The sequence below is a fragment of the Micrococcus sp. 63XJN7_6_ISO-PGPR-S23-444 genome (assembly GCF_058072765.1).
In genome coordinates, this window is sequence record NZ_CM176516.1 from 904,391 (window position 1) to 929,698 (window position 25,308).

The 25,308-nt window shown below is 74.6% G+C and carries 24 protein-coding genes and 1 pseudogene; 21 read left to right on the forward strand and 4 right to left on the reverse strand.

Features of this window, described 5'->3' with window-relative positions; all coding sequences use genetic code 11:
• Nucleotides 1-5: 5 nt before the first annotated feature.
• From AC3RJ9_RS04160 to AC3RJ9_RS04170, 3 genes are read right to left on the reverse strand one after another with little or no spacing between them, the layout of a single operon-like run.
• Entirely contained in the window at nt 6-1,802 is a 1,797-nt protein-coding gene (locus AC3RJ9_RS04160; RefSeq protein ID WP_305847235.1) for a glycosyltransferase family protein, read from the reverse strand.
• Entirely contained in the window at nt 1,799-2,674 is an 876-nt protein-coding gene (locus AC3RJ9_RS04165) for an ABC transporter ATP-binding protein (protein WP_078026060.1), read from the reverse strand. The genes AC3RJ9_RS04160 and AC3RJ9_RS04165 overlap by 4 nt, the downstream gene beginning before the upstream one ends.
• Nucleotides 2,671-3,558: an ABC transporter permease gene (locus tag AC3RJ9_RS04170; protein WP_078026108.1), complete on the reverse strand. Its 888-nt coding sequence runs from the start codon at nt 3,556-3,558 to the stop codon at nt 2,671-2,673. Before AC3RJ9_RS04170 ends, AC3RJ9_RS04165 begins: the two co-directional genes overlap by 4 nt.
• 177 nt (nt 3,559-3,735) lie before the next feature.
• Here AC3RJ9_RS04170 and wecB point away from each other — a divergent pair, with 177 nt between their 5' ends.
• The 3 genes and pseudogenes from wecB (at nt 3,736) to AC3RJ9_RS04185 (ending at nt 6,690) form a co-directional block, all read left to right on the forward strand.
• Nucleotides 3,736-4,890, forward strand: coding sequence for a non-hydrolyzing UDP-N-acetylglucosamine 2-epimerase (gene wecB / locus AC3RJ9_RS04175; RefSeq protein WP_036340092.1), 1,155 nt, complete (start codon nt 3,736-3,738; stop codon nt 4,888-4,890).
• A gap of 704 nt (nt 4,891-5,594) precedes the next feature.
• A pseudogene (locus tag AC3RJ9_RS04180) lies at nt 5,595-5,843 on the forward strand (asparagine synthase-related protein); the annotation flags it as partial.
• A 391-nt stretch (nt 5,844-6,234) separates the two neighbouring features.
• Nucleotides 6,235-6,690 (forward strand): hypothetical protein, encoded by a 456-nt coding sequence (locus AC3RJ9_RS04185; RefSeq protein ID WP_036340098.1) that lies wholly within the window; start codon nt 6,235-6,237, stop codon nt 6,688-6,690.
• 68 nt (nt 6,691-6,758) lie between these two features.
• Here AC3RJ9_RS04185 and AC3RJ9_RS04190 read toward each other — a convergent pair whose 3' ends face one another.
• Entirely contained in the window at nt 6,759-8,087 is a 1,329-nt protein-coding gene (locus tag AC3RJ9_RS04190; RefSeq protein WP_036340101.1) for an MFS transporter, read from the reverse strand.
• Nucleotides 8,088-8,138: 51 nt separating this feature from the next.
• Here AC3RJ9_RS04190 and AC3RJ9_RS04195 point away from each other — a divergent pair, with 51 nt between their 5' ends.
• From AC3RJ9_RS04195 to AC3RJ9_RS04280, 18 genes are all read left to right on the forward strand, one after another.
• A complete protein-coding gene (locus AC3RJ9_RS04195) occupies nt 8,139-10,145 on the forward strand; it encodes an alginate lyase family protein (RefSeq protein ID WP_036340103.1) in 2,007 nt (668 codons plus the stop codon).
• Between the two features lie 64 nt (nt 10,146-10,209).
• Nucleotides 10,210-11,412 carry a signal recognition particle-docking protein FtsY gene (gene ftsY / locus AC3RJ9_RS04200; RefSeq protein ID WP_036340106.1) on the forward strand — a complete coding sequence of 401 codons (1,203 nt, stop codon included), beginning with the start codon at nt 10,210-10,212 and terminating at the stop codon, nt 11,410-11,412.
• 234 nt (nt 11,413-11,646) lie between these two features.
• A complete protein-coding gene (locus tag AC3RJ9_RS04205) occupies nt 11,647-12,936 on the forward strand; it encodes an ammonium transporter (protein ID WP_036340110.1) in 1,290 nt (429 codons plus the stop codon).
• Between the two features lie 109 nt (nt 12,937-13,045).
• Complete coding sequence (gene ffh, locus AC3RJ9_RS04210; RefSeq protein WP_095695598.1) at nt 13,046-14,632, forward strand: signal recognition particle protein; 1,587 nt, start codon at nt 13,046-13,048, stop codon at nt 14,630-14,632.
• Nucleotides 14,633-14,832: 200 nt separating this feature from the next.
• Nucleotides 14,833-15,270, forward strand: coding sequence for a 30S ribosomal protein S16 (gene rpsP, locus AC3RJ9_RS04215; RefSeq protein ID WP_036340115.1), 438 nt, complete (start codon nt 14,833-14,835; stop codon nt 15,268-15,270).
• Between the two features lie 2 nt (nt 15,271-15,272).
• Nucleotides 15,273-15,512, forward strand: a complete 240-nt coding sequence (locus AC3RJ9_RS04220; RefSeq protein WP_029248213.1) for an RNA-binding protein — start codon at nt 15,273-15,275, stop codon at nt 15,510-15,512.
• A gap of 104 nt (nt 15,513-15,616) precedes the next feature.
• The gene (gene rimM / locus AC3RJ9_RS04225) at nt 15,617-16,204 is read left to right on the forward strand and encodes a ribosome maturation factor RimM (RefSeq protein WP_206495714.1); all 588 of its coding nucleotides are present in this window, start codon (nt 15,617-15,619) and stop codon (nt 16,202-16,204) included.
• Nucleotides 16,205-16,207: 3 nt separating this feature from the next.
• On the forward strand, nt 16,208-16,954 hold the full coding sequence (trmD, locus tag AC3RJ9_RS04230; protein ID WP_036312840.1) for a tRNA (guanosine(37)-N1)-methyltransferase TrmD: 747 nt from the start codon (nt 16,208-16,210) through the stop codon (nt 16,952-16,954).
• Between the two features lie 248 nt (nt 16,955-17,202).
• Nucleotides 17,203-17,556, forward strand: coding sequence for a 50S ribosomal protein L19 (rplS, locus tag AC3RJ9_RS04235; protein ID WP_002853821.1), 354 nt, complete (start codon nt 17,203-17,205; stop codon nt 17,554-17,556).
• Nucleotides 17,557-17,592: 36 nt separating this feature from the next.
• Nucleotides 17,593-18,336, forward strand: coding sequence for a signal peptidase I (lepB, locus tag AC3RJ9_RS04240; protein WP_069941905.1), 744 nt, complete (start codon nt 17,593-17,595; stop codon nt 18,334-18,336).
• Nucleotides 18,333-18,932 carry a signal peptidase I gene (lepB, locus tag AC3RJ9_RS04245; RefSeq protein WP_363931602.1) on the forward strand — a complete coding sequence of 200 codons (600 nt, stop codon included), beginning with the start codon at nt 18,333-18,335 and terminating at the stop codon, nt 18,930-18,932. Before lepB (AC3RJ9_RS04240) ends, lepB (AC3RJ9_RS04245) begins: the two co-directional genes overlap by 4 nt.
• Nucleotides 18,929-19,675, forward strand: coding sequence for a ribonuclease HII (gene rnhB, locus AC3RJ9_RS04250; RefSeq protein ID WP_363931600.1), 747 nt, complete (start codon nt 18,929-18,931; stop codon nt 19,673-19,675). The genes lepB (AC3RJ9_RS04245) and rnhB overlap by 4 nt, the downstream gene beginning before the upstream one ends.
• 116 nt (nt 19,676-19,791) lie before the next feature.
• Nucleotides 19,792-20,115 carry a DUF2469 domain-containing protein gene (locus tag AC3RJ9_RS04255; RefSeq protein WP_002853817.1) on the forward strand — a complete coding sequence of 108 codons (324 nt, stop codon included), beginning with the start codon at nt 19,792-19,794 and terminating at the stop codon, nt 20,113-20,115.
• 134 nt (nt 20,116-20,249) lie between these two features.
• The gene (locus AC3RJ9_RS04260) at nt 20,250-20,669 is read left to right on the forward strand and encodes a YraN family protein (RefSeq protein WP_036340135.1); all 420 of its coding nucleotides are present in this window, start codon (nt 20,250-20,252) and stop codon (nt 20,667-20,669) included.
• Nucleotides 20,666-22,270, forward strand: a complete 1,605-nt coding sequence (locus AC3RJ9_RS04265; RefSeq protein ID WP_036340138.1) for a YifB family Mg chelatase-like AAA ATPase — start codon at nt 20,666-20,668, stop codon at nt 22,268-22,270. The genes AC3RJ9_RS04260 and AC3RJ9_RS04265 overlap by 4 nt, the downstream gene beginning before the upstream one ends.
• Complete coding sequence (locus AC3RJ9_RS04270; RefSeq protein ID WP_036340141.1) at nt 22,267-23,535, forward strand: DNA-processing protein DprA; 1,269 nt, start codon at nt 22,267-22,269, stop codon at nt 23,533-23,535. Before AC3RJ9_RS04265 ends, AC3RJ9_RS04270 begins: the two co-directional genes overlap by 4 nt.
• 57 nt (nt 23,536-23,592) lie before the next feature.
• On the forward strand, nt 23,593-24,633 hold the full coding sequence (locus AC3RJ9_RS04275; protein WP_036312815.1) for a tyrosine recombinase XerC: 1,041 nt from the start codon (nt 23,593-23,595) through the stop codon (nt 24,631-24,633).
• Between the two features lie 170 nt (nt 24,634-24,803).
• Nucleotides 24,804-25,307: a DUF3145 domain-containing protein gene (locus AC3RJ9_RS04280; protein WP_036340144.1), complete on the forward strand. Its 504-nt coding sequence runs from the start codon at nt 24,804-24,806 to the stop codon at nt 25,305-25,307.
• Nucleotide 25,308 lies beyond the last annotated feature (1 nt).

The window sequence follows — 25,308 nt, forward strand, 5'->3', positions numbered from 1 at the left end:
CGGGGTCAGGCGGCGGCGCCCCCCAGGATCCGACGGACCAGGGCAGGCACGACGTCCTCCTCAGCATAGGTGTGCGCCACGTCTCGCCGGGCCTGGGCCACGGCGGACCGCCAGGCCCGCGCGTCGGCCGTCGCCCGGCGAAGGGCCTCGGCCATGGTGGCCACGTCCGGGCTCAGCCACGCGGCGGGGTAGAGCAGGTCGGCGCCCGCCCACGCGAGCGCGGCCGGCAGACAGCCGTGCGCGGCGCCGTCGGGCAGCGTGAAGTGGAACGACTCGAAGTCCGAGACGGAGAGCGCGACGCCCACCCGGGCGTACCACGCGGGCATGTCCGGCCCGTGGGGGTCCCAGGTCACGGCTCCGGCGAGCACCGGGTCGGTCTCGATGCGGCGCAGCTGCGCCCGGTAGTAGGCCGCCGCGGCGGGGCGCTGCGCCATCCAGCCGACCTCCTCCGGGTGGTGGCCACGGATCCGGAGCGTGTAGCGGGGCTCGACCCGGCGGAGCGCCGCCAGCAGGTCGAGGGCGCGGTGCAGCCCCTTCCGCTCGGGCAGCACGCCGACCAGCCCGAGCACGAAGCGCCGGTCGTCGTCGCCGTCCGGGAGCGTGGGCGGCACGGCCACCGCGTTCGGCACCACCGAGGTCCGCGACGCCGGGAAACGGGTGTCCCGCAGCACCTGGGCGCGCACGTGCTCGGCCACGAACACCCACTCGTCCAGGGCGTCCTGCCGCACCCGGGACGGGAACGCCGTGCCCGCCTCCTGCAGGTGGAGCCTGCTGGTCAACCGCGTGGTGCGGTGCGGGGAGTCCAGGTGCCGGGAGTACCAGGCGAGATTGCCGAGGCTCCATTCGCAGTGCACCACGTCCGCCCACGCGGCCAGGGCGCGGCTGCGCTCGACGTCGTGGCGGGCGTGGCCGCGCCAGGCGTCCACGCGCACCTCGTGCCCGTCGGCGCGCAGCCGGTCCATCAGCGCGCCCGCGAACTTCAGGTCGTGGCCCGCGACGACGACGCGCCGCGGCTCTGCGGTCACCCGCACCCGGGGGGCCGGTGCGGCGGGTGGGCCGGCGGCCTCGGCGGGCGTGAGCGCGTCCAGTCGCGCCGCCCGGCCAGCGGCGGCCAGGCGCTCCCACGTCTCAGCTGCCCGGTCCGGTCCGATCACGGCGCGGCCCGCGCGTGCGGCCGCGCGGGCGAGCGGGGGGTCCAGCCGGGTTCCCTCCGGGGCGAGGACCGCGTCGACGAGCCCCAGTGCGGCCAGGACCCGCGCCCGGCCGGCCGCCGTCGCCGGGTCCGGGCACGCGACGACGAGCACCCCGGGGAGGCGGCCGCCGGCGGTGCGCAGGGCGGCGGTCAGGGCCCGGCGGGAGGCCGGGTCAGACATCAGCACCGTGTGCAGGCCGGGCGCGCCGGCGGGCATCTCCAGGTCCGCGCAGCGCCGGGCGGCCAGCTCGGCGGCCGCCTCGACGGACCAGCCGCGCGCGGCCGGCTCGTCCACCGGCAGGAGCAGGACGGCCGGCGCGGCGGCCGGCCGGGGCCCGAGGGGGGAGAACGCGTCGAGGGAGGGGACGCGCGCACCCGTCAGGGCGCGGCGCAGCACCGCCGCCGCCGGGAGCGGGAGCGCGGCCGACGCGTCCGGCACGTGCACGTCCGCCGCACGCCAGGTGCGCTCCGGGAGGGTGGCCAGGCCCCGGGCGCCGCGCGCCGCGCGGAGGGCCGAGGCGCCGGCGTCGCCGGCCGTGGCGGCCGCGCGCTCGCCCACGATGCGGGCCCGGCCCGCCCAGCGACGCAGCCGCGCCCCGGCCACGTTCACAGCGCGGTGATCCCGGTGGGCCGCTCGCCGCCGCTCCACGCGATGCGCTCCCGCACGAGCTCTGACTGCTTGCGCTCGAGGATTTCCTGGGCCTCCTCGGTCCGCCCCTGGGCCATGGCCCGGGCGTAGAGGTTGTAGCCGCGCGTCACGGCGCGAGGGCTGCCGTCCATCGTCAGGACGCCCCGCTCGATCCAGATCACGCGCTGGCACATCTCCTGGATGGTGCTGAGGGAGTGGCTGACCAGGAACACGCAGCCGGCCTGCTCGCGCAGCTCGTCGAGCCGCTGGCGCGTGCGCTCGCGGAACTGGGCGTCGCCCGTGTTGAGCGCCTCGTCGATCACGAGGATGTCCGGGTCCACCGAGGTGGCGATCGCGAACTGCAGGCGCGCGGCCATGCCCGAGGAGTACGCCTTGAGCGGCAGCTGGAGCGCGTGGTCGTCGAGACCGGACAGGGCGACGACGGCGTCCCGCTTGGCCTCCGCCTCCGCGCGGGACATCCCCATCGCCAGGCAGCCCAGACGGATGTTGTCCTCACCGGAGACCTGGCGCACGAGCGCGGCGTTGACGCCCAGCATCACGGGCGTGGAGGTCGCGTAGATGTGGCCGGTGGTCGGGCGCATCTGGCCGGTGATGAGCTTCATCAGGGTGGACTTGCCGGACCCGTTCGTGCCGATCACGCCCACGGACTCGCCGCGCCCCACCACGAACGACAGCGGCTGCAGCGCCTGGACCTCCGTGGTGCGAACGCCCCGGGCGGCGCGGACCCGACCCCGCAGGCCCCGGCGGGGCTGGACCGCTTCGGCCGAGAGGACGCGGTAGGTCATGGACGCCTCGTCGACGACGACGGAGGGGGTCAGCGGGTCCGCGCTCATCGTTCCTCCCCGTAGGTCTCCTCAGCGCGCCAGAACACCACGGTCCCCACCACGAGCAGGGCCGCCGTCCACGCCGCGAGGACGACCCACCGCATGGGGTCCGCGTCGGAGGCGTACAGCAGGGACTGTCGCGCGATGTCCAGGACGCAGAACAGCGGGTTCAGATGCATGGCGGTCATCATCGGCGGGAAGTCCGCGAAGCGGTCGGCGCTGAAGAACACGGCGGACACGTAGAGCCAGATCCGGGTGCCGAACGCGATGAGGTTGGACAGGTCGGACCAGCGGGCCACGTAGCGGGCCAGCAGGAGGGAGGCGCCGACGTTGAACAGCGTCTGCAGCGCCAGCAGCGGGATCAGCAGCAGCCAGCGCCACGTGATCTGCTCCATCGGCGGGATGGCCAGGACCAGCACCAGCATCACCACCAGCGTCGGGCCGAAGAGCATCAGCTCGCGGATGTTCGTCGCGATCGGCAGGGTGGCCCGCGGGAAGCGGAAGGCGCGGACGATGGAGAGGTTGGTCGAGATCGAACGCGACCCCGCCGTGATCGCGCTCGAGGTGTAGCGGAACAGGAACACGCCGATGATCAGGTAGCCGAGGAAGTTCGGCACTCCGCGGCCGGTGCCCAGCAGCAGCCCGAACACGAGGAAGTACGCCGCGCCGTCGAGGATCGGGTTGAGGACCATCCAGACGCGGCCGAGCGCGTTGACGGAGTTCGCCCCGGCGATCCGGGAGCGGGAGTCGAACAGGATGAACGAGCGGTACTCCCAGAGGGAGGCCAGGTAGCGCGCCAGGCCCGGACGGGCGCCCACTCGGCGCAGGGTGGCTCCGTCCACGGTCAGGACCGCGGTGCCGCTCGGGACGCGGGGGTCGCCGGTGTCTGACATGCCGTCGCGGCCTCTCTTCATGCAGGCGGGAAGGCGGGCCGGGGCGGCCCGCCGCGAGTCGCCACTCTAGCAACCGGCGGTGCGGCGGCGCCGTCAGTAGACTGGCGCCAGCTCGCGCCCGCGTCGAGCCTGATCGGGCCGCGGCCGCGGTCCGTCGTCCAGTCAAGAGGAGCAACTGTGCCCAAGGTCATGCCCATCTACGGAACCCGCCCGGAGGCCATCAAGGTGGCCCCCATCGTCAAGGCGCTGCAGGCCGACGAGCGGTTCGAGTGCGTGGTGACCGTCACGGGGCAGCACCGCGAGATGCTGGACCAGGTCAACGAGCTGTTCGGCATCGTCCCGGACCACGACCTGAACATCATCCAGCCGCGCCAGACCCTCAACGGCGTGTTCGCCCGCACCCTCGACGGGCTCGACGCCGTCCTCGAGCAGGAGCGGCCGGACGCCGTCGTCGTCCAGGGCGACACCACGACCTCGACGGCGGGCGCCGTCGCCGCCTTCAACCGCGGCATCCCCGTGGTCCACGCCGAGGCGGGCCTGCGCAGCTTCGACATCCTCTCCCCGTTCCCGGAGGAGGCCAACCGCAAGATCACCAGCCAGATCTCGGCGCTGCACCTGCCCCCGACCACCGTGAGCCGGGACAACCTGCTGCGTGAGGCCGTGGCCGCGGAGGATATCTACGTCACGGGCAACACCGTGATCGACGCGCTGCTGGAGGCCGTCGGCCACCAGGTGCCGTTCGAGGACGAGCGTCTGGCCGAGCTGGAGGCGTCCGGCCGTCGCGTCGTCCTGGTGACGACCCACCGGCGCGAGAACCAGGGCGACGCGATGCGCGGCGTCGGGCGCGCCCTGGCCCGCCTGGCCGCGGACCACCCGGAGGTCACCTTCGTGCTGCCGGCGCACCGCAACCCGGTGGTGCGCGAGGCCATCCTGCCGGAGATCGAGGGCCGCGAGAACGTGCTCGTGACCGAGCCCCTGGCCTACGGCGAGTTCACCCACCTGCTGTCCGTGGCCACTGTCGTGCTGACGGACTCCGGCGGCGTCCAGGAGGAGGCCCCGTCCCTGGGCAAGCCCGTCCTCGTGATGCGCGAGAACACCGAGCGTCCCGAGGCCGTGACCGCCGGCACCGTGCGTCTGATCGGCACGGACGAGGAGGTCGTGGTCACCGAGGTCACCCGCCTGCTGACGGATGAGGCCGCGTACACCGCGATGTCCCAGGCCGTGAACCCCTACGGCGACGGCCGCGCGGCGGAGCGCACGGTCTCGGCGATCGCCGAGCTGCTCGGCGTGGGCGAGCGGCTGCCGGCCTTCGACGGGGGGGATCCGGCGTGACCGAGTTCCTCCTCGCCGTCCCGCGTCGGCCCCGCCGGGGTCTCACCCTCGACCTCACCCGGAGCCGCCTGCGCGCGGTCGCTGACGGTTACGCACCGTTCGTGGGCCCGGCCCACGACCAGGAGCCTGTGATCGTGGAGCCCTCCGTCACGACCGTCGCCCTCGTGTTCCAGCGCACTGGTGGCCCCGCGCTTGCCGCTGCCGAGGGGGACCGGTGGGCCGTCACCGGCGGCCATCCCGTGTGGGATGAGCTGATCCGGAATGTCCGCCGGGTCGGCTCCCGTCTCGGGTACGACCGCCCTGTATGGGGTCAGTACGCGGCCGTGATGGTGGAACGCCACGTGGACCGGGTGACCGCGTGGGCCACCGTGCCCGCTTTCGACGGTCTCTACTGGGCGCAGGACTCGGAGCACGTGTACGTCTCCAACCGGCCGCTCCTGGTGGCGCTCGCCCTGGCCGCCGGACACCGGCCGGGCGTGCGCCGGGACGAGCGCTACTTGGCCCACTACCTGTACTCGGGGTACAGCTTCGAGGACGTCACCCCGTTCGAGGGCGTCGCGCGACTGCCGATCGACCGGTCGCTGGAGATCGTGGGGGGCGCCGCCTCTCTCGGGGAGGTCCCCCCGGGCCTGCGCTCGACGCTGACGGAGGACCACACGCCGGAGGAGGGGGCCGAGGCGGCGGCCGCCGCCCTCACCGCGGCCATGGATCGGGTCGAGGACGTGCTCGCCGGCCGCCCTGTGCAGCTGCGGCTCTCCGGCGGGAAGGACTCCCGCACCCTGCTCGCCCTGCTGAAGGGTCGCGACGTCGACGCACGGGCCGTCACCTTCGGTGAGGAGCACGAGCCCGACGCCGTGGTGGCGCGCATGATGACCGAGGCCCTCGGGATGCCGCACGAGGTCACGCAGCCGACCGTCCTGGACGGGGCGGGGCCACGCGAGCACATGCTCTCCACCCTCCGGCAGGCCGGCGGTCAGCCGCTCTCCGAGGCCCAGACGGCCCGCTACCGGGGACCCGACCCGGCCACGCCGGGGGAGGGCATCATGCTGGGGCAGTGGCCGCTGCTCAAGGGCGGCATGGCCCAGCGCCTCACCTACACGGGTTCGCAGGCGCTGCGCCGCATCAAGGCCCGCTCGGCCCCCGAGCTGCTCACGGAGCACCGCCGCCGTCCGGTGGAGTCCGCCCTCGAGCGGTGGTTCCACGAACTCCCCGCGCAGAGCCGGGAGGAGAAGCTCTACCTCTACGCCCGCCACTTCCGCCGGCCCCTACCTGCACGCACACATCGCTCACTACGGCCGGGACGCGACCATCGCCTACCCCCTCGGCGACGCGGAGGTCGGTGCCGTGGCGGACGCCCTCTCCTTGTCCGAGAAGGTGTCGCAGCGTGCGCTGTTCGGCGCCATGGCCCGGATCTGGCCCGAGGTCATGGCCGTCCCGCTGGGCAACAACTCCTGGGCCTTCGAGCACGACGGGCCCGACCCGGACTGGTCCGGCCCGCATCACGCAGCCCGCACCGCTCCGCTGCCGACGGTCGAGCCCGTCCCGCGCACCGGCCCGCGCCGCGTGGGCGAGTTCTCCGGCAGGACCCTCCTGGCCCTGTGCCGCGGCCTCATGGACAGTCCGCATCCGGACGTGCTCCAGGACCACCTGTCCGAGCCGATCCTCACCGCCGTCGTCGAGTCCGCCCTGCACGGCACGGTGAGCCCCCCGGAGGGCATGGAGCGGCGCGTCTTCGCCCGCCACCTGTGGCGCATCGCGCTCGCGGACCAGTGGTACGGCTGGGAGTGGATGCCGGCCTGAGCCCCCCGACGACGACGTCCCCGGACCTGCCAGGTCCGGGGACGTCGTCGTTCGGTGGACGCCGGCGCTCAGCCGAGCTCGCGTCCCTCCATCCGGCACGGGTCCACGTCCGGGTCGACCTTTGGCAGGGAACCGGTCCGCGGTCCGCCGGGGGCGACCGGCAGGTTGGTCTCCGGAGCCCGCGCCCAGGCGAGGGCGCCGACGGCGATCACCGCCCCCGTCACCACGAAGCCCCAGCCGTAGCCGGCCGCGTCCACCACGAGGCCCACGAGCAGCGGGCCGAGGATGGCCCCCAGGTCACCGGACATCTGCGCAGCGGACATCACCGGACCGGCCTTGCGGTCCTGGCCCACGAGGTCCGCGACGGCGGCCTGCTGCGGGGCGTTGAGGGTGCCGGTGCCGGCACCGGCCAGCGCGCAGGAGACGAGGAACAGCAGGGGCGACTCCAGCCAGCCGATCGCCCCGGTGAACACCGCCATCACGGCCAGTCCCACGAGGATCAGCGGCTTGCGCCCGTGGAGGTCGGAGAGCCGGGAGCTGGAGGCCACCGCGAGGACGTTGCCGGCCGCGAACACGGACAGCGCCAGTCCGGCCATGAGCTGGCGGTTCTCCTCGGTGATGCCCCATCCCAGGAGCGCCGTCCCGGTGAAGGCGCTCGCGGCGAACAGCGGCGTGATGGCGTTGCGCACCCCGAAGGTCGCCCACCCGTTGGCGAACATGGAGGTCAGGGCCGCGCGGTAGGAGCGGTGGCCCAGCGCCGCGCGCAGGGGCATGACGGGCCGGGTCTCCCCGCGGGCGCGGTCCTGCAGGCGGGTGTCCCGGAGCATGACGAACACGATCCCGGCGGCGATCACGAGCGAGGTCCCGTAGATCAGGAACGGCACCCGGAAGCCGAAGACGGCCAGCACGGAGCCGACGATCGGCCCCACGATGTTGCCGATCAGGAACGCCGAGGCGTAGGCGCCCGAGACCCGCCCGCGGATGGTCGGCGGGGACTTGCTGGCCAGGAACGCCATGGCGGACACCGTGAACAGCGTGGAGCCGACGCCGCCGAGCGCGCGGTACAGCAGCAGCTGCGTGTAGTCCTGGGCGAAGGCGATCAGGAACATCGAGGCGGCCACGATCAGCACGCCCGTCATGTACACCGGCGTCTCGCCGAGCCGGTTGGTGAGCCGGCCGGAGACGGGCGCGAACAGCAGGCGGGTGAGGCCGAACGCGGAGACCACGGCGGCGACGGCGGTGGCCGGGTTGGCGAAGTCGGACGCGAACATCTCCGCGTACTGCGGCAGCAGGGGCGCGATGATGCCGAAGCCGATCGCGATCACGAACGCCGCCGCGACCATCACCTTGATCTCGGTCGGCAGGGGCACGCGTGCGGCCGGAGGAGAGGAGGGCATGGCCGCCATCCTCCCACCTCACACGATCCACGGCAGGGGTAGGTTGGCGGCATGAGCCGTCCCCGTGGATTCCGTGTCCTCCCCCGTGCGCGTGCCCGGTCCGCGGCGCTCGCGGTCACCCTGGGCGCCGGTCTCGTGCTGACCGGCTGCACGGCTCCCGACGGGGTCGAGGAGCCGCGGGAGCCCCCCACGGTGACCGCGTCCCCGGCGCCGCCGTCGGCCGCGCCGACGGCCTCGGGGGCCGCGGCGCCGGCCGATCCCGCCTCGGCCTCGGCGAGCACCGCCGAGCTGGCCCGCGCCGAGCTCTACCCCTGCCAGGGCTACGGCCGGGTGCCCCGGCACAACACCGTGGAGTCCAACGCCCGGGACGTGTACGCCTGGCACGTCTTCGAGCCGGTGGCCGTGGGCGACGGGCACGGCGACGTCGACTGGGACGCGGACCCCTACGAGGACGAGGGGTGGCGCCTGTGGCTGGCCTCCCTGCGGTGGATCGGCCCCAGCATCGAGGCCGCCCGCGAGGGGGATGAGGAGGCCTTCGCGGTGGCCGAGCGACTCATCGCGGACTGGGCCGCCGACCATGAGCAGGGCTGGGCGGAGGACCACGACGACCTCGAGGCGAACACGCACCGGCTCAACGTGCTCCTCTGCTTCCGAAGCGTGGTCCTGCAGCGCGAGGGCGGGACGGTGCCGGAGGAGTACGCGTGGGTGGACGAGCTGATCGGCCGCCACGCGGACCAGAACATGGCCCGGTACTCGGCCCGGCACAACCACGGCTCCATGGAGAACCGGGGCCTGCTGGGGGCCGGCTGCGTCCTGGACCGTCCGAAGTGGATGCGGCACGCGATGCAGCGCGTGGAGGCGGATCTGCCGTACCAGATCGACGAAGAGGGTTTGAGTAACGAGGCGGCGCCCCACTACGCCCAGTTCAACTACACCCTGTTTCACGCGATCGACACGACGAGCACCGCCTGTGGAGTCCCGTCGGAGGCCTTCGAGGGCCGTGTCGAGGCCATGGGCGAGGCGCTGCCCCACATGGTGGACTCCACCGGCTCCTACTGGCAGTACGGGGACAGCGCCGAGTATCCGGTCAAGCCCTTCACCGGGATCAGCGAGGGTCTGCGCTACGCCGCGACCCAGGGCGCCGAGGGTGTCGCCCCCGCGGACCGTGTCCGCGCCTTCGAGAACGGCCCCGTGTTCGGGCGCTCCTCCTGGGGCACCCCCGAGGAGGGCTTCCGGCAGGCGGCGAGCTGGATGCTGCGCTCCGGCACGGGAACCGAGAAGAAGGCCCACCGGGGGGACCTGCTGCAGTTCCTGTACACCGCGCGTGGTCGTCAGGTCATCGAGGACGGCGGTCACCCCGGCATCGTGACGGACGACTGGCGGCCCTGGGGTCTCGGTCCCACCGCGCACAACGTGATCCACCTGCCCACCCTCGAAGAGTTCCCCGGGGACGGTGCGGCCGAGCGGACCTCGTTGACGGTGTCGCCGGACGGCTCGGCCGACGGCGCCTCGGCCCGACAGGCACTGACCGCGGGCGGGGAGCGGGGTCGGTCCGTGCTGGTGCTCACCGAGCCGGACGCCGCCGTGGTGGTGGACCGCACCCGGATCGAGGACGGGCGCGCCGGCCACGTGGTGGAGAGCCTGTGGAACCTGCCGACCGAGTTCACTGCGGAGCGGATCGCCCCCGACACGGTCCGCGCCGTCGAATCCGCCTCGGGTGAGGCCACGACTCTGGTCCAGGTCCGCCTGGACGGGGCGTCGGTGGGGGAGGACGACCTGGCGATCCACCGAGGCCGGATGGATCCGGAGGGCCACCTGCACCGCGGCTGGCACTATCCGGCGGAGCAGGTGCGGGAGGAGGCCACCCAGGTCGCCTTCCGTTCGGCCGGGCCCGAGGCCGGCCTGGTCTCGGTCTTGATCCCGGCCGGGTCCGAGGACGAGGTCGGCGTCGAGGTCGAACAGCACGACGACGGCACGCTCACCCTGGTGGTCCGCGGCGCCGAGGGCACGGCGCGAGTGGGGATCGACGCGGACGGGACGCCGACCCGGCTGCCGTGAGCCCCGGGCGCGGCCCGGGGGATCCCCCCGGGCCCGGTGAGAACCCGTGTGCGAGACTGGGCACGTGGAAATCGTGCTCATCATCTCAGTCGTCCTCGCCCTGCTGGTGGGCGGTCTCATCGTCGGCCTGCTGGACCGCCGGCCCGCCCCGCCGAAGGGCTCGTACCAGGGGGTGCGCGACGCGGACGACCCGCGCCCCGGGCCCCGCCACGCGGCGCCCGGCGGGTCCACCGCGGTCCTGGAGCGTCCCGACGCCGAGGAGGCGACGGTCGACGTCGCCGAGCCAGAGGTCGTCGAGGAGGTCGAGACCGCCCCCGCGGCCCCCGAGCTGGAGCGCCCCGAGGCCGCCGGCTCGCGTCTGTCCCGCCTGCGCGCCCGGCTGCTCAAGTCCAACAACGTGTTCGGCAAGGGCCTGCTGGCCCTGCTCTCCCAGGACCGCATCGACGAGGACGTCTGGGACGAGATCGAGGAGACCCTCCTCATGGCGGACCTCGGCACCGAGCCCACCATGGAGCTCGTCGACCGCCTCAAGGCCCGCGTCACCGTGGAGGGCACCCGCGACCCCGAGCAGGTCCGCGCGCTGCTGCGCGAGGAGCTCGTGGCCATGGTGGACCCGTCCATGGACCGCCGCCTCGCGGCCACCCGCCGGGACGGCCGCCCTGCCGTGACCCTCGTCGTGGGCGTCAACGGGGTCGGCAAGACCACCACCGTGGGCAAGCTCGCTCGCGTGCTCGTGGCCGAGGACCGCGACGTGGTCCTGGGCGCCGCGGACACCTTCCGTGCCGCCGCCGCCGAGCAGCTGGCCACGTGGGGCGCCCGCGTGGGCGTGCCCACGGTGCGCTCCGAGAAGGAGGGCGCCGACCCGGCCTCGGTGGCGTTCGAGGCCGTGGCCGAGGGCATCCGCGCGGAGGCCGACGTCGTGCTCGTGGACACCGCCGGCCGCCTGCAGAACAAGTCGAACCTCATGGACGAGCTGGGCAAGATCAAGCGCGTCATCGAGAAGCAGGCGGAGGTGGACGAGGTCCTGCTCGTCCTCGACGCCACCACGGGCCAGAACGGCCTGACCCAGGCCAAGGTGTTCGCCGAGGTCGTGGACGTCACCGGCATCGTGCTCACCAAGCTGGACGGCACCGCCAAGGGCGGCATCGTCGTCGCCATCCAGCGCCAGCTGGGGGTGCCGGTCAAGCTGATCGGCCTCGGCGAGGGCGCGGACGACCTCGCCCCCTTCACCGCCGAGGGCTTCGTGGACGCGCTGCTGGCCGACTGACCCGCCGCGCCGCGCACCGGGCCCCTTCCGACGTCGTCGGGAGGGGCCCGCTGCGTCCCCGGTCACCCCCGGCGGCGCGGCGCGTCACATTGCGTCCGATTCCGTGCGCGCCACCGTGCCGCGCCTCACGCTCCGCTACGCTCCTTGAGCAACGGTCCGATCCTGGACCGGGCGACGACGCCGGACGAACGGCGTCGACGCGGCGGGCGTCCGGCTCAGACCGAGGAGACGCCCATGAACGAGATGACCCTGGACGCCGGAACCGTGTGGATGGTGGTGAGCGCAGGCCTCGTCCTCTTGATGACACCGGGGCTCGCCCTGTTCTACGGCGGGATGACCCGCTCGAAGTCCGCGCTGAACATGATGATGATGTCCTTCGTCTCGATGGGCCTGGTCGGCGTCGTGTGGATCCTCTGGGTCTCCGGCATGACCGGCGGCGAGGGCTGGCTCGGCCTCGTCGGCAGCCCGCTGGCCGACCCCGGCCTCACCACCGCGATGGAGGAGGGCGGTCTGATCGCCGCCGGCTTCGGCGCCACCTTCGCCATCATCACGGTGGCCCTCATCTCGGGCGCGGTCGCGGACCGCGCCCGCTTCCTCACCTGGTGCGTGTTCGTGCCGGTGTGGGTGACCCTGGTCTACGCGCCGCTGGCCTACATGGTGTGGGGCGGCGGCCTGCTCGCCGAGGAGGGCGCCATCGGCTCGCGCCTCGGCGAGGCCCTGGACTTCGCCGGCGGCCTCGTGGTGCACATCAGCGCCGGCGTGGCGGCGCTCGTCCTGGCCCTGATGATGGGCAAGCGCAAGGGCTTCGGCGTGGACCCCGGCCACAAGCCGCACAACGTGCCCTTCACCATGCTGGGCGCCGCCCTGCTGTGGTTCGGCTGGTTCGGCTTCAACGGCGGCGCCGCCGGCGACACGGGCCAGCTCGGCCTGATCTGGATCAACACCCTGGCCGCCGCCGCGGCCGGCATGCTCGGCTGGGTCGTGGTGGAGTGGGTGCGCCGCGGCCGCCCGACCTCGATCGGCACCGCCTCCGGCATCGTGGCCGGCCTCGTCGGCATCACTCCGGCGTGCGCCTTCGTCAGCCCGCTCGGCGCCCTGGTGATCGGCGTGGCCTCCGGCGCGGCCAGTGCCCTGGCCGTGAACCTCAAGTACCGCCTCGGCTTCGACGACTCCCTCGACGTGGTGGGCGTGCACCTGACCGCCGGCATCCTGGGCACCGTGCTCATCGGCTTCTTCGCCCTGCCCTCCGAGGGCCCCGCGGGCCTGTTCTACGGCGGGGACGGCCGTCTGCTGCTGGCCCAGACGGTGGCCGTCGTCGTGGCCGTGGTGTTCACCGCGGTGCTCACCTTCCTCATCGCGCTCGTGCTCAAGGCCACCCTGGGCCTGCGCGTGAGCGAGGAGGACGAGGAGCGCGGCGTGGACCTCACCCTGCACGACGAGTCGGCCTACCACTACGACGTCGGCTTCGGCGGCGTCCCGGTCCCGGCCGACGCGCAGGCCCATCGGGGCGGCGCCGCCGGCTGACCCCTCCAGCCGGGTTGCTAGGCTTGACGGGCGCCGCGGTGGAAGCCGCGGCGCCCGCGACCGACCGCGTCCGGATCAGTCGACCCCGCTTCGAAGGATCACACCCGCCGTGTTCAACTCCCTGTCCGACCGCCTCACAGCCACCTTCCGCAGCCTCAAGGGCAAGGGGCGGCTGAGCGAGGCGGACATCGACGCCACCGCACGCGAGATCCGCCGCGCCCTCCTGGACGCCGACGTCGCCGTGCCCGTGGTCCGCCAGTTCATCGCGCAGATCAAGGAGCGCGCCCTCAGCGCCGAGGTGGCCCAGGCCCTGAACCCGGGCCAGCAGGTCGTGAAGATCGTCAACGAGGAGCTCGTGGGCATCCTCGGCGGCGAGACCCGGCGCATCCAGCACGCCAAGACGGGCACCACCGTCATCATGCTCGTGGGCCTGCAGGGCGCCGGCAAGACGACCCTCGCCGGCAAGCTCGCCCACCTGCTCAAGTCCCAGGGCCACACCCCGCTGCTCGTGGCCTGCGACCTCCAGCGCCCGAACGCCGTGAAGCAGCTGCAGGTCGGCGGCGAGCGCGCCGGCGTCCCGGTCTACGCGCCGCACCCCGGCGTCTCCTCCGAGTTCGAGGCCGCCACCGGCGACCCGGTGCAGGTGGCCCGCGACGGCGTCGCCGAGGCCAACACGAAGTACCACGACGTGGTCATCATCGACACCGCCGGCCGCCTCGGCGTGGACGCCGAGCTCATGCAGCAGGCCGCGGACATCCGCGCCGCCGTGGACCCGGACGAGGTGCTCTTCGTCATCGACGCGATGATCGGCCAGGACGCCGTGGCCACGGCCCAGGCGTTCAACGAGGGCGTCGGCTTCACCGGCGTCGTGCTCACCAAGCTCGACGGCGACGCGCGCGGCGGCGCCGCGCTGTCCGTCCGTCACGTGACCGGCAAGCCGATCATGTTCGCCTCCACGGGCGAGGGCCTGAAGGACTTCGAGGTCTTCCACCCGGACCGCATGGCCTCGCGCATCCTCGACATGGGCGACGTGCTCTCCCTGATCGAGCAGGCCGAGCAGAACTGGGACCGCACCGAGGCCGAGAAGATGGCCCGCAAGTTCGCGGACCAGGAGGACTTCACCCTCGACGACTTCCTCGCCCAGATGCAGCAGCTCAAGAAGATGGGTTCGCTGAAGAAGATGCTCATGATGATGCCGGGCGCCCAGGGCATGCGGCAGCAGCTCGAGCAGTTCGACGAGTCGTCGATCGGCCGCGTCGAGGCGATCATCCACTCGATGACCCCGCACGAGCGCGTGGCCCCCAAGATCATCAACGGCTCGCGCCGCGCCCGCATCGCCCGCGGCTCGGGCGTGAGCGTGTCCGAGGTCAACGGCCTGCTCGAGCGCTTCGCCGAGGCGCAGAAGATGATGAAGCGCATGGCCGCCGGCGGTGGCATCCCCGGCATGCCCGGCATGTCGGGCGGCGCCTCCCGCAAGGCGAAGGGCAAGGGCAAGAACGCCAAGCGCGATCGCGTGAAGTCCGGCAACCCCGCCAAGGCCGCGGCCGAGCGCAAGGCGATCGAGGAGCGGCGCGCCCGCGCCGCCCAGGCACAGGCCGGGGCCGTGTTCGGCCGCGACGGCGCGGGGATGGACGGCTTCGACCCGTCCACCCTCAACCTGCCGGCGGGCTTCGAGAAGTACCTCAAGGACCGCTGAGTCGCCCGCTGCCCGGTCGCGGCGCGCCGGGTGTGCACCGGCCCGCCCGATCTGGCAGAATGGCACGGTACTGAGCGTGAGCCCGGACGACCCTCTATCCTCCGCTGCGCTCCGTTCCGTGTGCCAGGTCGTCGACGCCCGCTGCCCCCACGCGGCGTCGTGCCCCGGCCCCCCAGATCCACTGAAGGAGAACCACACTCGTGGCTGTCAAGATTCGTCTGAAGCGGTTCGGCAAGATCCGCGCCCCGTTCTACCGCGTCGTCGTCATGGACTCGCGCACCCGCCGCGATGGCCGTGCCATCGAGGAGATCGGCAAGTACCACCCCACCGAGGAGCCCTCGTTCATCGAGATCGACTCGGAGCGCGCCCAGTACTGGCTCTCCGTCGGCGCCCAGCCGACCGAACAGGTCGCCGCGCTGCTGAAGGTCACCGGTGACTGGCAGAAGTTCAAGGGCGAGTCGGGCGCCGAGGGCACCCTGAAGTCCAAGTCCGAGAAGGAGGCCTTCGTGGCCCCCGAGAAGGGCTCGGTCATCCTGCCGGAGGAGCCGAAGCAGGAGGAGGCCCCGGCCGAGTCCGAGCAGGCCGCCGAGGCTCCGGCCGCTGAGGCCCCGGCCGAGGACGCCGAGAAGTCCGAGTGACCATGCTGACCGAGGCCCTCGAGCACCTGGTGCGCGGCATCGTGGACACGCCCGAGGCGGTCCGCGTGGACGCCCGCTCCCAGCGGCGCGGCGACATGCTGGAGGTCCGCGTGGCCCCCGAGGACCTGGGTCGCGTGATCGGCCGCCAGGGTCGCACCGCCACCGCGCTGCGCACCGTGCTGGACGGCCTGGCCGGCCACCCCGTCCGCGTGGACGTGGTGGAGACCGACCGCCGCTCCTGACGGCCCGTGACGCACGGCCCGCCCGCCCCTCACCGGGCCGGCGGGCCGTCGTCGTCTGCGGCCCCGCCCCCTCCCGTCACCGACCGTCCCACCCAGGAGAGCCCATGAGTCCCGCAGCCCAGGACGACCTCGTCCGCGTCGCCCGCATCGGCAAGCCGCACGGCATCCGCGGCGAGGTGACCGTGCAGGTCTTCACCGACGACCCGGACGCCCGCTTCGCCCCCGGAGAGCGCCTCGTGGTGCGCGACGGCGCCCCGGGCCTTCCCGCCGAGCTCACCGTCACCCGGGCCCGGTGGAACAAGCAGATCCTCGTGGTCGGCTTCGCCGAGTCGCCGGACCGCAACGTCGCCGAGACCCTGCGCGGCGCCCAGCTGTTCGCCGTTCCCGCCGCGCCCGAGGAGTCCGACGAGTGGTACGAGGAGGACCTCGTGGACCTCGAGGTGCGGGTCGAGGGCGAGCGCGTCGGCGTCGTCACGGCCCTGACCACCGGGGCGGTCCAGGACCTGCTGCACGTCGCGTTGGACGGCGTCGAGGAGGAGGCCCTGGTGCCCTTCGTCGAGGAGATCGTCCCGGAGATCGACCCCGAGGCCGGCGTGCTCGTGCTGACCCCGCCGCCGGGGCTGCTCGAGCTCGCCACCGGCGAGGACGAGGACGCCGCAGACGGGCCCGCCGATGCGGATGCGGAGGACTGAGCGGTGCGCTTCGACGTCGTCACGATCTTCCCCGAGTACCTCGCGGTGCTCGACGTCTCGCTGCTGGGCCGTGCCCGCCGCGAGGGCCTCGTGGACGTGCACGTCCACGACCTGCGCGACTTCACCGTCGACCGGCACCGCACCGTGGACGACACGCCCTACGGCGGCGGCGCCGGCATGGTGATGAAACCGGAGCCGTGGGCGCTCGCGCTCGAGCACGTGGCGGCCCAGGGGCCCGTGTCACCGGCCCCCGCCGAGTCGTCGTCGGCGGAGCCGGGGGACCGCCCCGTGCTGCTCGTGCCGACGCCCTCGGGGGAGCGCTTCACCCAGCGGTTCGCCCGGGAACTGGCGGGCCGGGAGCACGTGGCGATCGCGTGCGGCCGCTACGAGGGGATCGACGAGCGCGTCTTCGGCTGGGCCGAGGAGCTCTTCGAGGTGCGGCTGGTCTCGCTGGGCGACTACGTGCTCAACGGCGGCGAGGTCGCGGCGCTGGCGATGATCGAGGCCGTCGGCCGCCTCGTGCCGGGCGTCGTGGGCAACCCGGCCTCGCTCGTCGAGGAGTCCCACGAGGACGGCCTGCTGGAGTACCCGGTCTACACCAAGCCCGCGGACTGGCGGGGCCGTGCGGTGCCGCCCGTGCTGCTCTCGGGCGACCACGGCAAGGTCGCGGCCTGGCGTCGGGCCCAGCAGGAGGAGCGCACGCGCGAGCGGCGACCGGACCTGTGGGCGGCGTACGACTCCGAGGACTGACCCGCCGCGCCCGACGGGCCGGAGGGGCGTCGCGGCGTCATCGGCTGTGGCATAATGGATCCTCGTGTCCGCCGGACGCCCGACCTGCCACAGGGGGCGCGCGTCAACGGATCGGACCCCGGGACCGCACCCCACGTGCGGAGCCCGGCCCTCGGCTCGGGACCCGGCCCCCTCGTCATGCGGACGTGGACGGACCGTGCGCCCGCATACCACGCGGTTGACCTGTGGCATCCGCCAGGAGAGACGACATGCACATTCTCGACTCGTTCGACAAGAAGACGCTGCGCGACGACATCCCGGAGTTCGCCCCCGGCGACACCGTCAAGGTGCACGTGAACATCATCGAGGGCAAGACCGCCCGCGTCCAGGTGTTCCAGGGCTACGTCATGGGCCGTCAGGGCTACGGCGTGCGCGAGACCTTCCGCGTCCGCAAGGTGTCCTTCGGCATCGGCGTGGAGCGCGTGTTCCCGGTGCACTCCCCGGTCATCGACAAGATCGAGGTCGTCACCAAGGGCGACGTGCGCCGCGCGAAGCTGTACTACATGCGCGATCGCCACGGCAAGGCCGCCCGCATCCGCGAGAAGCGCGCCGACGCCAAGTGATCATCCCGGTCGGCCCCGCCGACCGGTGATCGACCCATGCGCACCTCGGAGCCCCGTGACCCCCGCCGGTCACGGGGCTCCGTCGCGTCCGGGGCCGGCTCCTCCTCGGGCCCGACGGCGGCCCCCGCCTCCGGCACGAGCCGCTGGTGGGCGTGGCTCGGCCTGACCGTGGTGGCCGCCGTCGTGGTGGCCGCGGTGCTGCGAGCCCTCACCGGCCCCGTCTACCTCATCCCCTCCGGGTCGATGGAGCCGACCCTGCAGCCCGGCGACCGCGTGCGGGTGGACGCCGCCGCGGCCGGCGGGCAGGGCCTGCACCACGGCGACGTGGTGGTGTTCGACGGCGCCGGCAGCCTGGCGCCGTACCGTTCGGCCGGATCGCTCGAGCGCGGCCTCGAGGACGTCGCCCGGTGGTGGGGCGTCGGCGCGGCCGAGGACGTCTTCGTCAAGCGCGTGCTGGCCCTGCCGGGGGACCGCCTCGAGTGCTGCGCCCCGGACGGCCGGCTGCTGCGCAACGGCGAGCCGCTGGACGAGCCGTATCTCGGCAGGCCCGTGACCGCAGACGAGCCGGCCGCGGCGGGGACCTGGTCCTTCGAGGTGCCCGACGGGCGCATGGTCGTCCTGGGCGACCACCGCGCCGCCTCCCGGGACTCCCGCGCACTGCTGGGCGCCCCCGGCGGCGGGCTGATCCCGCTCGAGCGGGTCGAGGGCCGGGCCGCGGAGATCGTGTGGCCCCTGTCCCGCCGCGGGACCGTGGACGCCCCCTCCGGGGACACGCCGTGACGGGGCGCCGCACCGCGCTGATCGCGGCCGCCGTGACCGTACTCGCCTGCGTGCTGGCGTGGGCCTTCCTGGCGCGCATGTACGCCATCCCGTCCTCGTCCATGGAGCCCGGGCTGCGGGCCGGCGACCGCGTGGTCGCCACGCTGCTCACCCCGGATCCGTTCCCGGTGCGCCGCGGTGACGTGGTGGTCTTCGAGGACACGAAGGGCTGGCTGCCCGGGGGCGGCCACGTGATCAAGCGGGCCGTCGGACTGCCGGGGGACATCGTCTCCTGGACGCCCGGCGAGGAGACGCTGCGCGTGAACGGGGTGCCCGTCGAGGAGCCGTACCTCGCGCCGGGGGAGACGCCCGCGCAGGAGGCGTTCGAGGTGACCGTCCCCGAGGGGCGGCTGTGGGTGCTCGGCGACCATCGTTCGGCGTCGGCGGACTCCCGCGCGCACCGCGCCGGGCCCGGGGGCGGGTTCGTGGCCCTCGACGACGTGGTGGGCCGCGCCCGGTTCGTGGTCTGGCCGCTGGACCGGGTCGGCGGCGCCGGCACCGACCCCGACGCGTTCGCCGCCGTGCCGGACGCGCCCGCGCCGGAGGCCCGCACGTGACCGCGAGCCGGGGCGGTGGCCGGCCGACGGTGCGCGCCGGCCTGGACGTCGAGGCGGGGCTGGCCGCGCCGGTCCTCGCCGCGCGGGGAGTGGACCGGGTGCTGGTGGCGGGCATGGACGAGGTGGGCCGGGGCGCGCTGGCCGGGCCCGTCGTCGTCGGGGTGTGCGCCGCGCGGCTGCCCGCCGCGGGGCAGATCCCTGCGGTGCGCGACTCGAAGGCGCTCACGGACCGACGCCGGCGCGCCCTGGTCCCGCAGATCGAGGACTGGGCGGCCGGGGTGGCGCTGGGCGAGGCCAGCCCCGCGGAGATCGACGCGCTCGGGATCTCGGCGGCCCTCGGCCTCGCCGGGCGCCGGGCCTGGGCGGCGCTGTGCGCCGCGGTGGGGCAGGAGCCGGTCGCCCTCGTGCTCGACGGCCGGGACGACTGGCTGAGTCGCTCCGATCCCGACGCCGGCCCCGCGCCGCGTCTGCTGCCGCCCGTGCCCACGATGCTGGTGCGGGCCGAGGACCGGTGCGCGACGGTGGCGGCCGCGTCGATCGCCGCGAAGGTGGCCCGCGACGACGTCATGATCGCCCTCGACGCGGAGCACCCCGGGTACGGGTGGGCCGGGAACAAGGGGTACGGCTCGGCCGCGCACCGGGCCGCCCTGGCCGAGCGCGGGGCGAGCGAGCAGCACCGGCACAGCTGGAACCTCGGGCTGCCGGGCGCGCCCGCGCAGGCGCCGCCCACGCTGTTCGACTGAGCCCCCGGGGCCGGGCGAGGCCGCCCGTTCGACGTGCGACCCCCGGACGGGGGAGGATGGAGGCCGTGCGTGCCCGGACTGTCGCGGGTGCGCGGCGAACACTGAGGAGGCATGTCATGAGCGCAGACGACGTCGAGGACTTCGAGGCCGAGGCCGAGCTGCTGCTCTACCGCGAGTACCGGGACGTGGTGGGCCTGTTCCGCTACGTCGTGGAGACCGAGCGGCGCTTCTACCTCGCCAACGACGTGCGGCTGACGCCCCGCCAGGCGGACGGGGACGTGTTCTTCGAGATCCTGCTCGAGGACGCGTGGGTGTGGGACGTGTACCGCACGCAGCGGTTCATCAAGCGCGTGAAGGTGCTGACCTTCAAGGACGTGAACATCGAGGAGCTGCCCACCGAGGACCTGACGGTCCCGCCGGACGGCCAGCTGCCGAGCTGACCCACGCCTGATCGGCCCCGAGGGCGGGACGCCGACGTCCACTCCTGCACAGGCGTCCGGCCCCGCACAATCCCCGCCGTCGCCGACCCGGCGACCCTGCTCGGGACCACCCTGGTGCCCAGGAGGTGGTCGGGATGACGGGGACCGCGGAACGGATCGGGGCGCAGCCGCCCGGAGACAGGCGCGCCAGCCGCGCGCACACGGCGCTGGGCCGGTTCGGCGAGGACGCCGCCGCACGCTGGCTCGCCGAGCGCGGCTACGTGATCGCCGACCGCAACTGGCGGGGCGAGGCCGGAGAGCTGGACATCGTGGCCCACCACGCCGGCTGGTGGGTGGGCGTCGAGGTGAAGACCCGCTCGGGCCTGGCCTTCGGCGACCCGTTCGAGTCGATCGACCGGCGCAAGCTCACCCGGCTGCACCGCCTCACCGCGGCATGGGTGCGGACCCACGCCGGAGAGCGCCGGGGAACGCCCTGGCGCGTCGACGCCGTCGCCGTGCTGGTGCCGCGCACGGGCGGGATCCGCTTCGATCTGCTGCAGGACGTGCGGCCGTGAGCGGCATCGGACGCACCCGCTCCATCACGCTGGCGGGTCTGCGCGGGGAGGTCGTGCACGTCGAGGCGGACATCGCCCAGTCCCTGCCCGGGTTCACCCTCCTCGGCCTGCCGGACCAGGCGCTGCAGGAGAGCCGGGACCGCATCCGCTCCGCCGCGCGCAACGCCGGACTGCCCCTGACCCGGCGGCACCTGACCGTGAACCTGCTGCCGGCGGGGGTGCACAAGCGGGGCGCCTGCCACGACCTGGCGATCGTCCTGGCGGCCTACGCCGCGGACGGGCGGGTGCGGAACGTCGAGGGGCCCGTGTTCCTGGCCGAGCTCGGCCTCGACGGCGCCCTGCACCGCTCGCCGGAGACCGTGGCGATGGTGATGGCCGCCGTCGACGCGGGGTGCTCCGAGGTGGTCGTCGCCGAGGACGCGGAGGCCGAGGCCCGACTGGTCCCCGGCGCTGAAGTCCGCGGCTTCGCCCATCTGCACGACGTCATCCGCGCCTTCGGCGGGGAACCGGACGGAGAGGCGCCCCGCCGCCCGACCCGGCGGCAGGTGACAGCCCCGGAACCGGAGCCGGCCCGTGCGGTGCCCGACCTCGCCGAGGTCGCCGGGCAGGCCGAGGCCCGGTTCGCGCTGGAGGTCGCCGCTGCCGGCGCCCACCACCTGCTGCTCATGGGCGCCCCGGGGGCGGGCAAGACCATGCTCGCCGAGCGCCTGCCCGGAATCCTGCCGCCCCTGGACCGGCGCACCGCGCTCGAATGCGCTGCCCTGCGCTCTCTCCGCGGCGGCGACGCCCGTGTCCGGCGCAGGGGCGGGACGTCCCAGGGGTTCGACGGCGACATCGACCGGACCCCGCCGTTCGAGGCACCCCACCACTCGGCGTCCCGCTCGGCCCTCGTGGGCGGCGGCAGCGGCCTCGCCCGGCCGGGAGCGGCCTCCCTCGCCCACGGCGGCGTGCTGTTCCTGGACGAGGCCCCCGAGTTCGAACGGCGCACCCTCGAGGCGCTGCGCCAGCCCCTCGAGTCCGGGGAGGTGCTGCTGCACCGTGCCCTCGGCGCCGTCGTCTACCCGGCCCGGTTCCAGCTCGTGCTGGCCGCCAACCCCTGCCCGTGCGGCAAGGGCGGTGGCACGGGCGTCGAGTGCCGGTGCAGCGTGCCCGAACGCCGCCGCTACGCCCAGCGGCTCTCCGGGCCGCTGCTGGACCGCGTCGACCTGCAGGTCACCGTGCGGCCCGTCGAAGCGCGGCAGCTCACGGGGGCGCCCGCGTCCGAGACCACGTCGCAGGTGGCCGCCCGGGTCGCCGCGGCCGCCGACCGCCAGGCCCGGCGCTGGGCCACCGCCGCCGAGCGCGGGCTCGCCCCGTCCGGGCTGCGCCGCAACGCGCACGTCCCCGCCGGGGTGCTGCGGCACGGCCCGTACGCCGTGCCCCGGGCGGCCCGCCGGCCCGCGGACGACGCCGTCGACCAGGGCCTGCTGAGCGCGCGCGGCCACGCCCGCGTCCTGCGCCTCGCCTGGACCCTGGCAGACCTGCGCGGCGCCGAACGGCCCGCACCCGAGGACACCGACGTGGCACTCACGCTGCGCCACCAGAACGAGGAGGACGCATGACCACCTACGTCACCCCGGCGGCAGACCACGTCGCCGGGCCGCGCCGGCCGGACGCCGCCCGGCTCGCCCGCGCCGCCCTGACCCGGCTGGTCGAGCCCGGGGACGCGCTCGCGGTGCAGACCGTCACGGCGCTGGGGCCGGAGCGGGCGCTCGCCCTGCTCACGGGCCGGGAGACGATCCAGCCCGCCGAGCGCGATCTGCTCGCCGATCTCGCCGGCGCGCCCGACACGCTGCCCCGGCGCTGGGCCGCGGGGCTGGCCCGCTGGGCGCCCCGGGCCGCCCGGCTGGAGCCGGAGCGTGACCTCGTGACTCTGCACCGGCTCGGGGGAGGCCTGCTGATCCCCGAGGACGACGCCTGGCCCGCCGCCCTGGCGGACCTGGGCGAGGAGGCGCCCCTGGGCCTGTGGTTCCGCGGCTCCGGAACGCTGCCTCCCGCGGACCGGATGCTCGCCGTCGTCGGCAGCCGGGAGGCGACCGCGTACGGACGGACCGTGACCGCCCGCTGCGCCGCCCACGCCGTCCAGCAGGGCGCGTGCGTGATCTCCGGCGGTGCGTACGGCATCGACGGCGCCGCCCACCGGGCCGCGCTGCAGGCGCCCGCCGCACCGGAAGACGCGGCGGATCGCGGCGGCGTCCCGCCCACGGTGGCGGTGCTGGCCGGCGGCCTCGACCGGTTCTACCCGGCCGGCCACGAGGACCTGCTTCGCGCGGTGATGGCCGCCGGGCTGCTCGTGTCCGAGATGCCGCCCGGTGCGAGTCCCACGCGGTACCGGTTCCTGCAGCGCAACCGGGTCATCGCCGCGCTCGCGGGGGCCGTGCTGGTGGTCGAGGCGCGCTGGCGGTCGGGAGCGCAGAACACGGCGGGCCACGCGTTCGGCCTCGGCCGCGAGGTGGGCGTGGTCCCCGGCCCCGTGACCTCGCCCAGCTCCGCCGGCTGCCACCGTCTGCTGCAGGAGAGCCCCGCCCGTCTCGTGACCACCGAGCAGGAGGCCCTCGCCCTGCTCGGCCAGGGGCCCGCCCGGAGCGGCGGCGCGGGCGGGAGGACCTCCACCCGGGCAGCTCCCGAGTCCGCCGCGCGGCCCACCGACGGGCTCACGATGGAGGAGGCCCTCGTCCACGAGGCGCTGCCCCTGCGCCAGGCGGTGCCCGTCGACCGGATCACCGTCAGCGCCGGGCTCGCGCTGCCCACCGTCCTGGCGTGCCTGTCCCGGCTGCAGCGGGCGGGCCTGGCCGAACGGGTCGAGGACCGGTGGCGGCGGGGATGACCTCCGGCCGCGTGCTCCCGGGCGGCGCCGCCCTGGGGCGGATGGCAGAGTGGGGGGATGACCCCGTCGTCCTCCGTCCGTCCCGTCCCGGTCCCGCGCGCCCCCTCGCCCCGGGACACGGCCTGGCTCGAGGCGTTCGAGGAGCACCTGCGCCACGAGCGGAACCGCAGCCCCCAGACCGTGCGCGCGTACCTCGCCGATCTGCGCGCCCTCATCGACCACGTCGCCGGCACAGCCGGCACCGCGGCGGCGCCCGCCGTGGATGACGACGCCCCCGCTCGCCACGTGCCCAGCGCACCGGACGTCCTCGCCGAGCTGGACATCGAGGACCTGCGTGGCTGGTTGGCGGCCATGAGCGGGGCCGGCCTCGCCCGCGCGACCCTGGCCCGCCGGGTGGCCGCCGTCCGCACCTTCACGGCCTGGCTGCGCCGGGAGGGCCTGCGCTCGGACGACCCCGCCCTGCGGCTGCGCTCGCCCCGACCCGAGGGGACGCTGCCCCACGTGCTCCAGGAGCAGCAGGCGACCCGGCTCCTCGCGGCTGCCCAGGAGCGTGTGGACGCCGCCGCCGCGGGCGACGACCCTGCCGCCCACGCGCTGGCCCTGCGGGACGCCGCCCTGCTCGAGCTGCTCTACGCCACCGGCGCCCGGGTGGCCGAACTCTCCGCCCTGGACGTGGACGACCTCGAGGCCGGCCGCGGCGTCGTCCGGCTGACCGGCAAGGGAGACCGGCAGCGCACCGTCCCCTACGGCGCACCCGCGGGCCGCGCCCTCCAGGAGTGGCAGCGGCTCGGTCGCCCCCGCCTGGCCCGGCCGGACTCCGGCCCCGCCCTCTTCCTCGGCGCGCGCGGCGGCCGGCTGGGGGTGCGCCAGGCGCGCACCGTCGTCGACCGGGCACTCGAGGGCCTGGGGGACACCGCGGCGCGCGGGCCGCACGCGCTGCGCCACACGGCCGCGACCCACCTCCTCGACGGCGGCGCCGACCTGCGCAGCGTGCAGGAGCTGCTGGGGCATGCGTCCCTGCGCACCACGCAGGTCTACACACACGTCTCGATCGATCGCCTCCGCGAGGGCTACCGGCAGGCCCACCCACGCGCCTGACGCCTCCCCGGAGCACCCCCGGCCCGTCCCCTGCGCCGCCACGACACGCAGGGCGCCGCGCCGCCTCGTTGCCGGCCCAGCATCCCTGGTGCACAATGGCCCCAGGATCCACCGGAGCCGCGACGTGGTCGTAGGGGAAGACGCACCGCATCGCACCCTCGGAGGCATCCATGACCAGCACCCATACCCGCGGCGTGGTCCACATCCTCTCCGCCCCCACCGCCCTCTGCCCCCACGTGGAGTGGGCGCTGAGCTCCGTGCTCGGCCCCGCGACCTCGGTGGAGTGGGAGGGTCAGCCGGTCGCGCCCGGCCAGCACCGCGCCGAGGTGCACTGGACGGCGCCCGCCGGCACCGGCGCGCGTCTGGCCTCCGCCCTGCGTGGCTGGCCGCACCTGCGCTTCGAGATCACGGAGGAGCCGTCCGCCGGGGTCGACGGCTCGCGCTGGTCCCACACCCCGGACCTCGGCATCTTCCACGCCACCACGGACGTCTCCGGCAACATCATGGTCTCCGAGGACCGCATCCGGTACGCCTACGAGGCCGGTGCGGGCGACCCCAGCGTGCTGATGCACGAACTCTCCCTCGCGCTCGGCGAGGCCTGGGACGATGAGCTCGAGCCGTTCCGGCTGGCCGCCGCCCACGCCAACGTGCGCTGGCTGCACCGCGCTGTCTGAG

Bases quoted from the DNA above. Each gene is read 5' to 3' on its own strand.
- AC3RJ9_RS04205 (WP_036340110.1), top strand. From the start codon at position 11,647: ATGAACGAGATGACCCTGGACGCCGGAACCGTGTGGATGGTGGTGAGC.
- AC3RJ9_RS04270 (WP_036340141.1), top strand. From the start codon at position 22,267: ATGACCACCTACGTCACCCCGGCGGCAGACCACGTCGCCGGGCCGCGC.
- rplS (WP_002853821.1), top strand. From the start codon at position 17,203: ATGCACATTCTCGACTCGTTCGACAAGAAGACGCTGCGCGACGACATC.
- lepB (WP_069941905.1), top strand. From the start codon at position 17,593: ATGCGCACCTCGGAGCCCCGTGACCCCCGCCGGTCACGGGGCTCCGTC.
- AC3RJ9_RS04190 (WP_036340101.1), bottom strand. From the start codon at position 8,087: ATGCCCTCCTCTCCTCCGGCCGCACGCGTGCCCCTGCCGACCGAGATC.
- AC3RJ9_RS04165 (WP_078026060.1), bottom strand. From the start codon at position 2,674: ATGAGCGCGGACCCGCTGACCCCCTCCGTCGTCGTCGACGAGGCGTCC.
- rimM (WP_206495714.1), top strand. From the start codon at position 15,617: ATGAGTCCCGCAGCCCAGGACGACCTCGTCCGCGTCGCCCGCATCGGC.
- AC3RJ9_RS04255 (WP_002853817.1), top strand. From the start codon at position 19,792: ATGAGCGCAGACGACGTCGAGGACTTCGAGGCCGAGGCCGAGCTGCTG.
- AC3RJ9_RS04260 (WP_036340135.1), top strand. From the start codon at position 20,250: ATGACGGGGACCGCGGAACGGATCGGGGCGCAGCCGCCCGGAGACAGG.
- AC3RJ9_RS04170 (WP_078026108.1), bottom strand. From the start codon at position 3,558: ATGTCAGACACCGGCGACCCCCGCGTCCCGAGCGGCACCGCGGTCCTG.
- AC3RJ9_RS04275 (WP_036312815.1), top strand. From the start codon at position 23,593: ATGACCCCGTCGTCCTCCGTCCGTCCCGTCCCGGTCCCGCGCGCCCCC.
- AC3RJ9_RS04280 (WP_036340144.1), top strand. From the start codon at position 24,804: ATGACCAGCACCCATACCCGCGGCGTGGTCCACATCCTCTCCGCCCCC.
- AC3RJ9_RS04220 (WP_029248213.1), top strand. From the start codon at position 15,273: ATGCTGACCGAGGCCCTCGAGCACCTGGTGCGCGGCATCGTGGACACG.
- AC3RJ9_RS04195 (WP_036340103.1), top strand. From the start codon at position 8,139: ATGAGCCGTCCCCGTGGATTCCGTGTCCTCCCCCGTGCGCGTGCCCGG.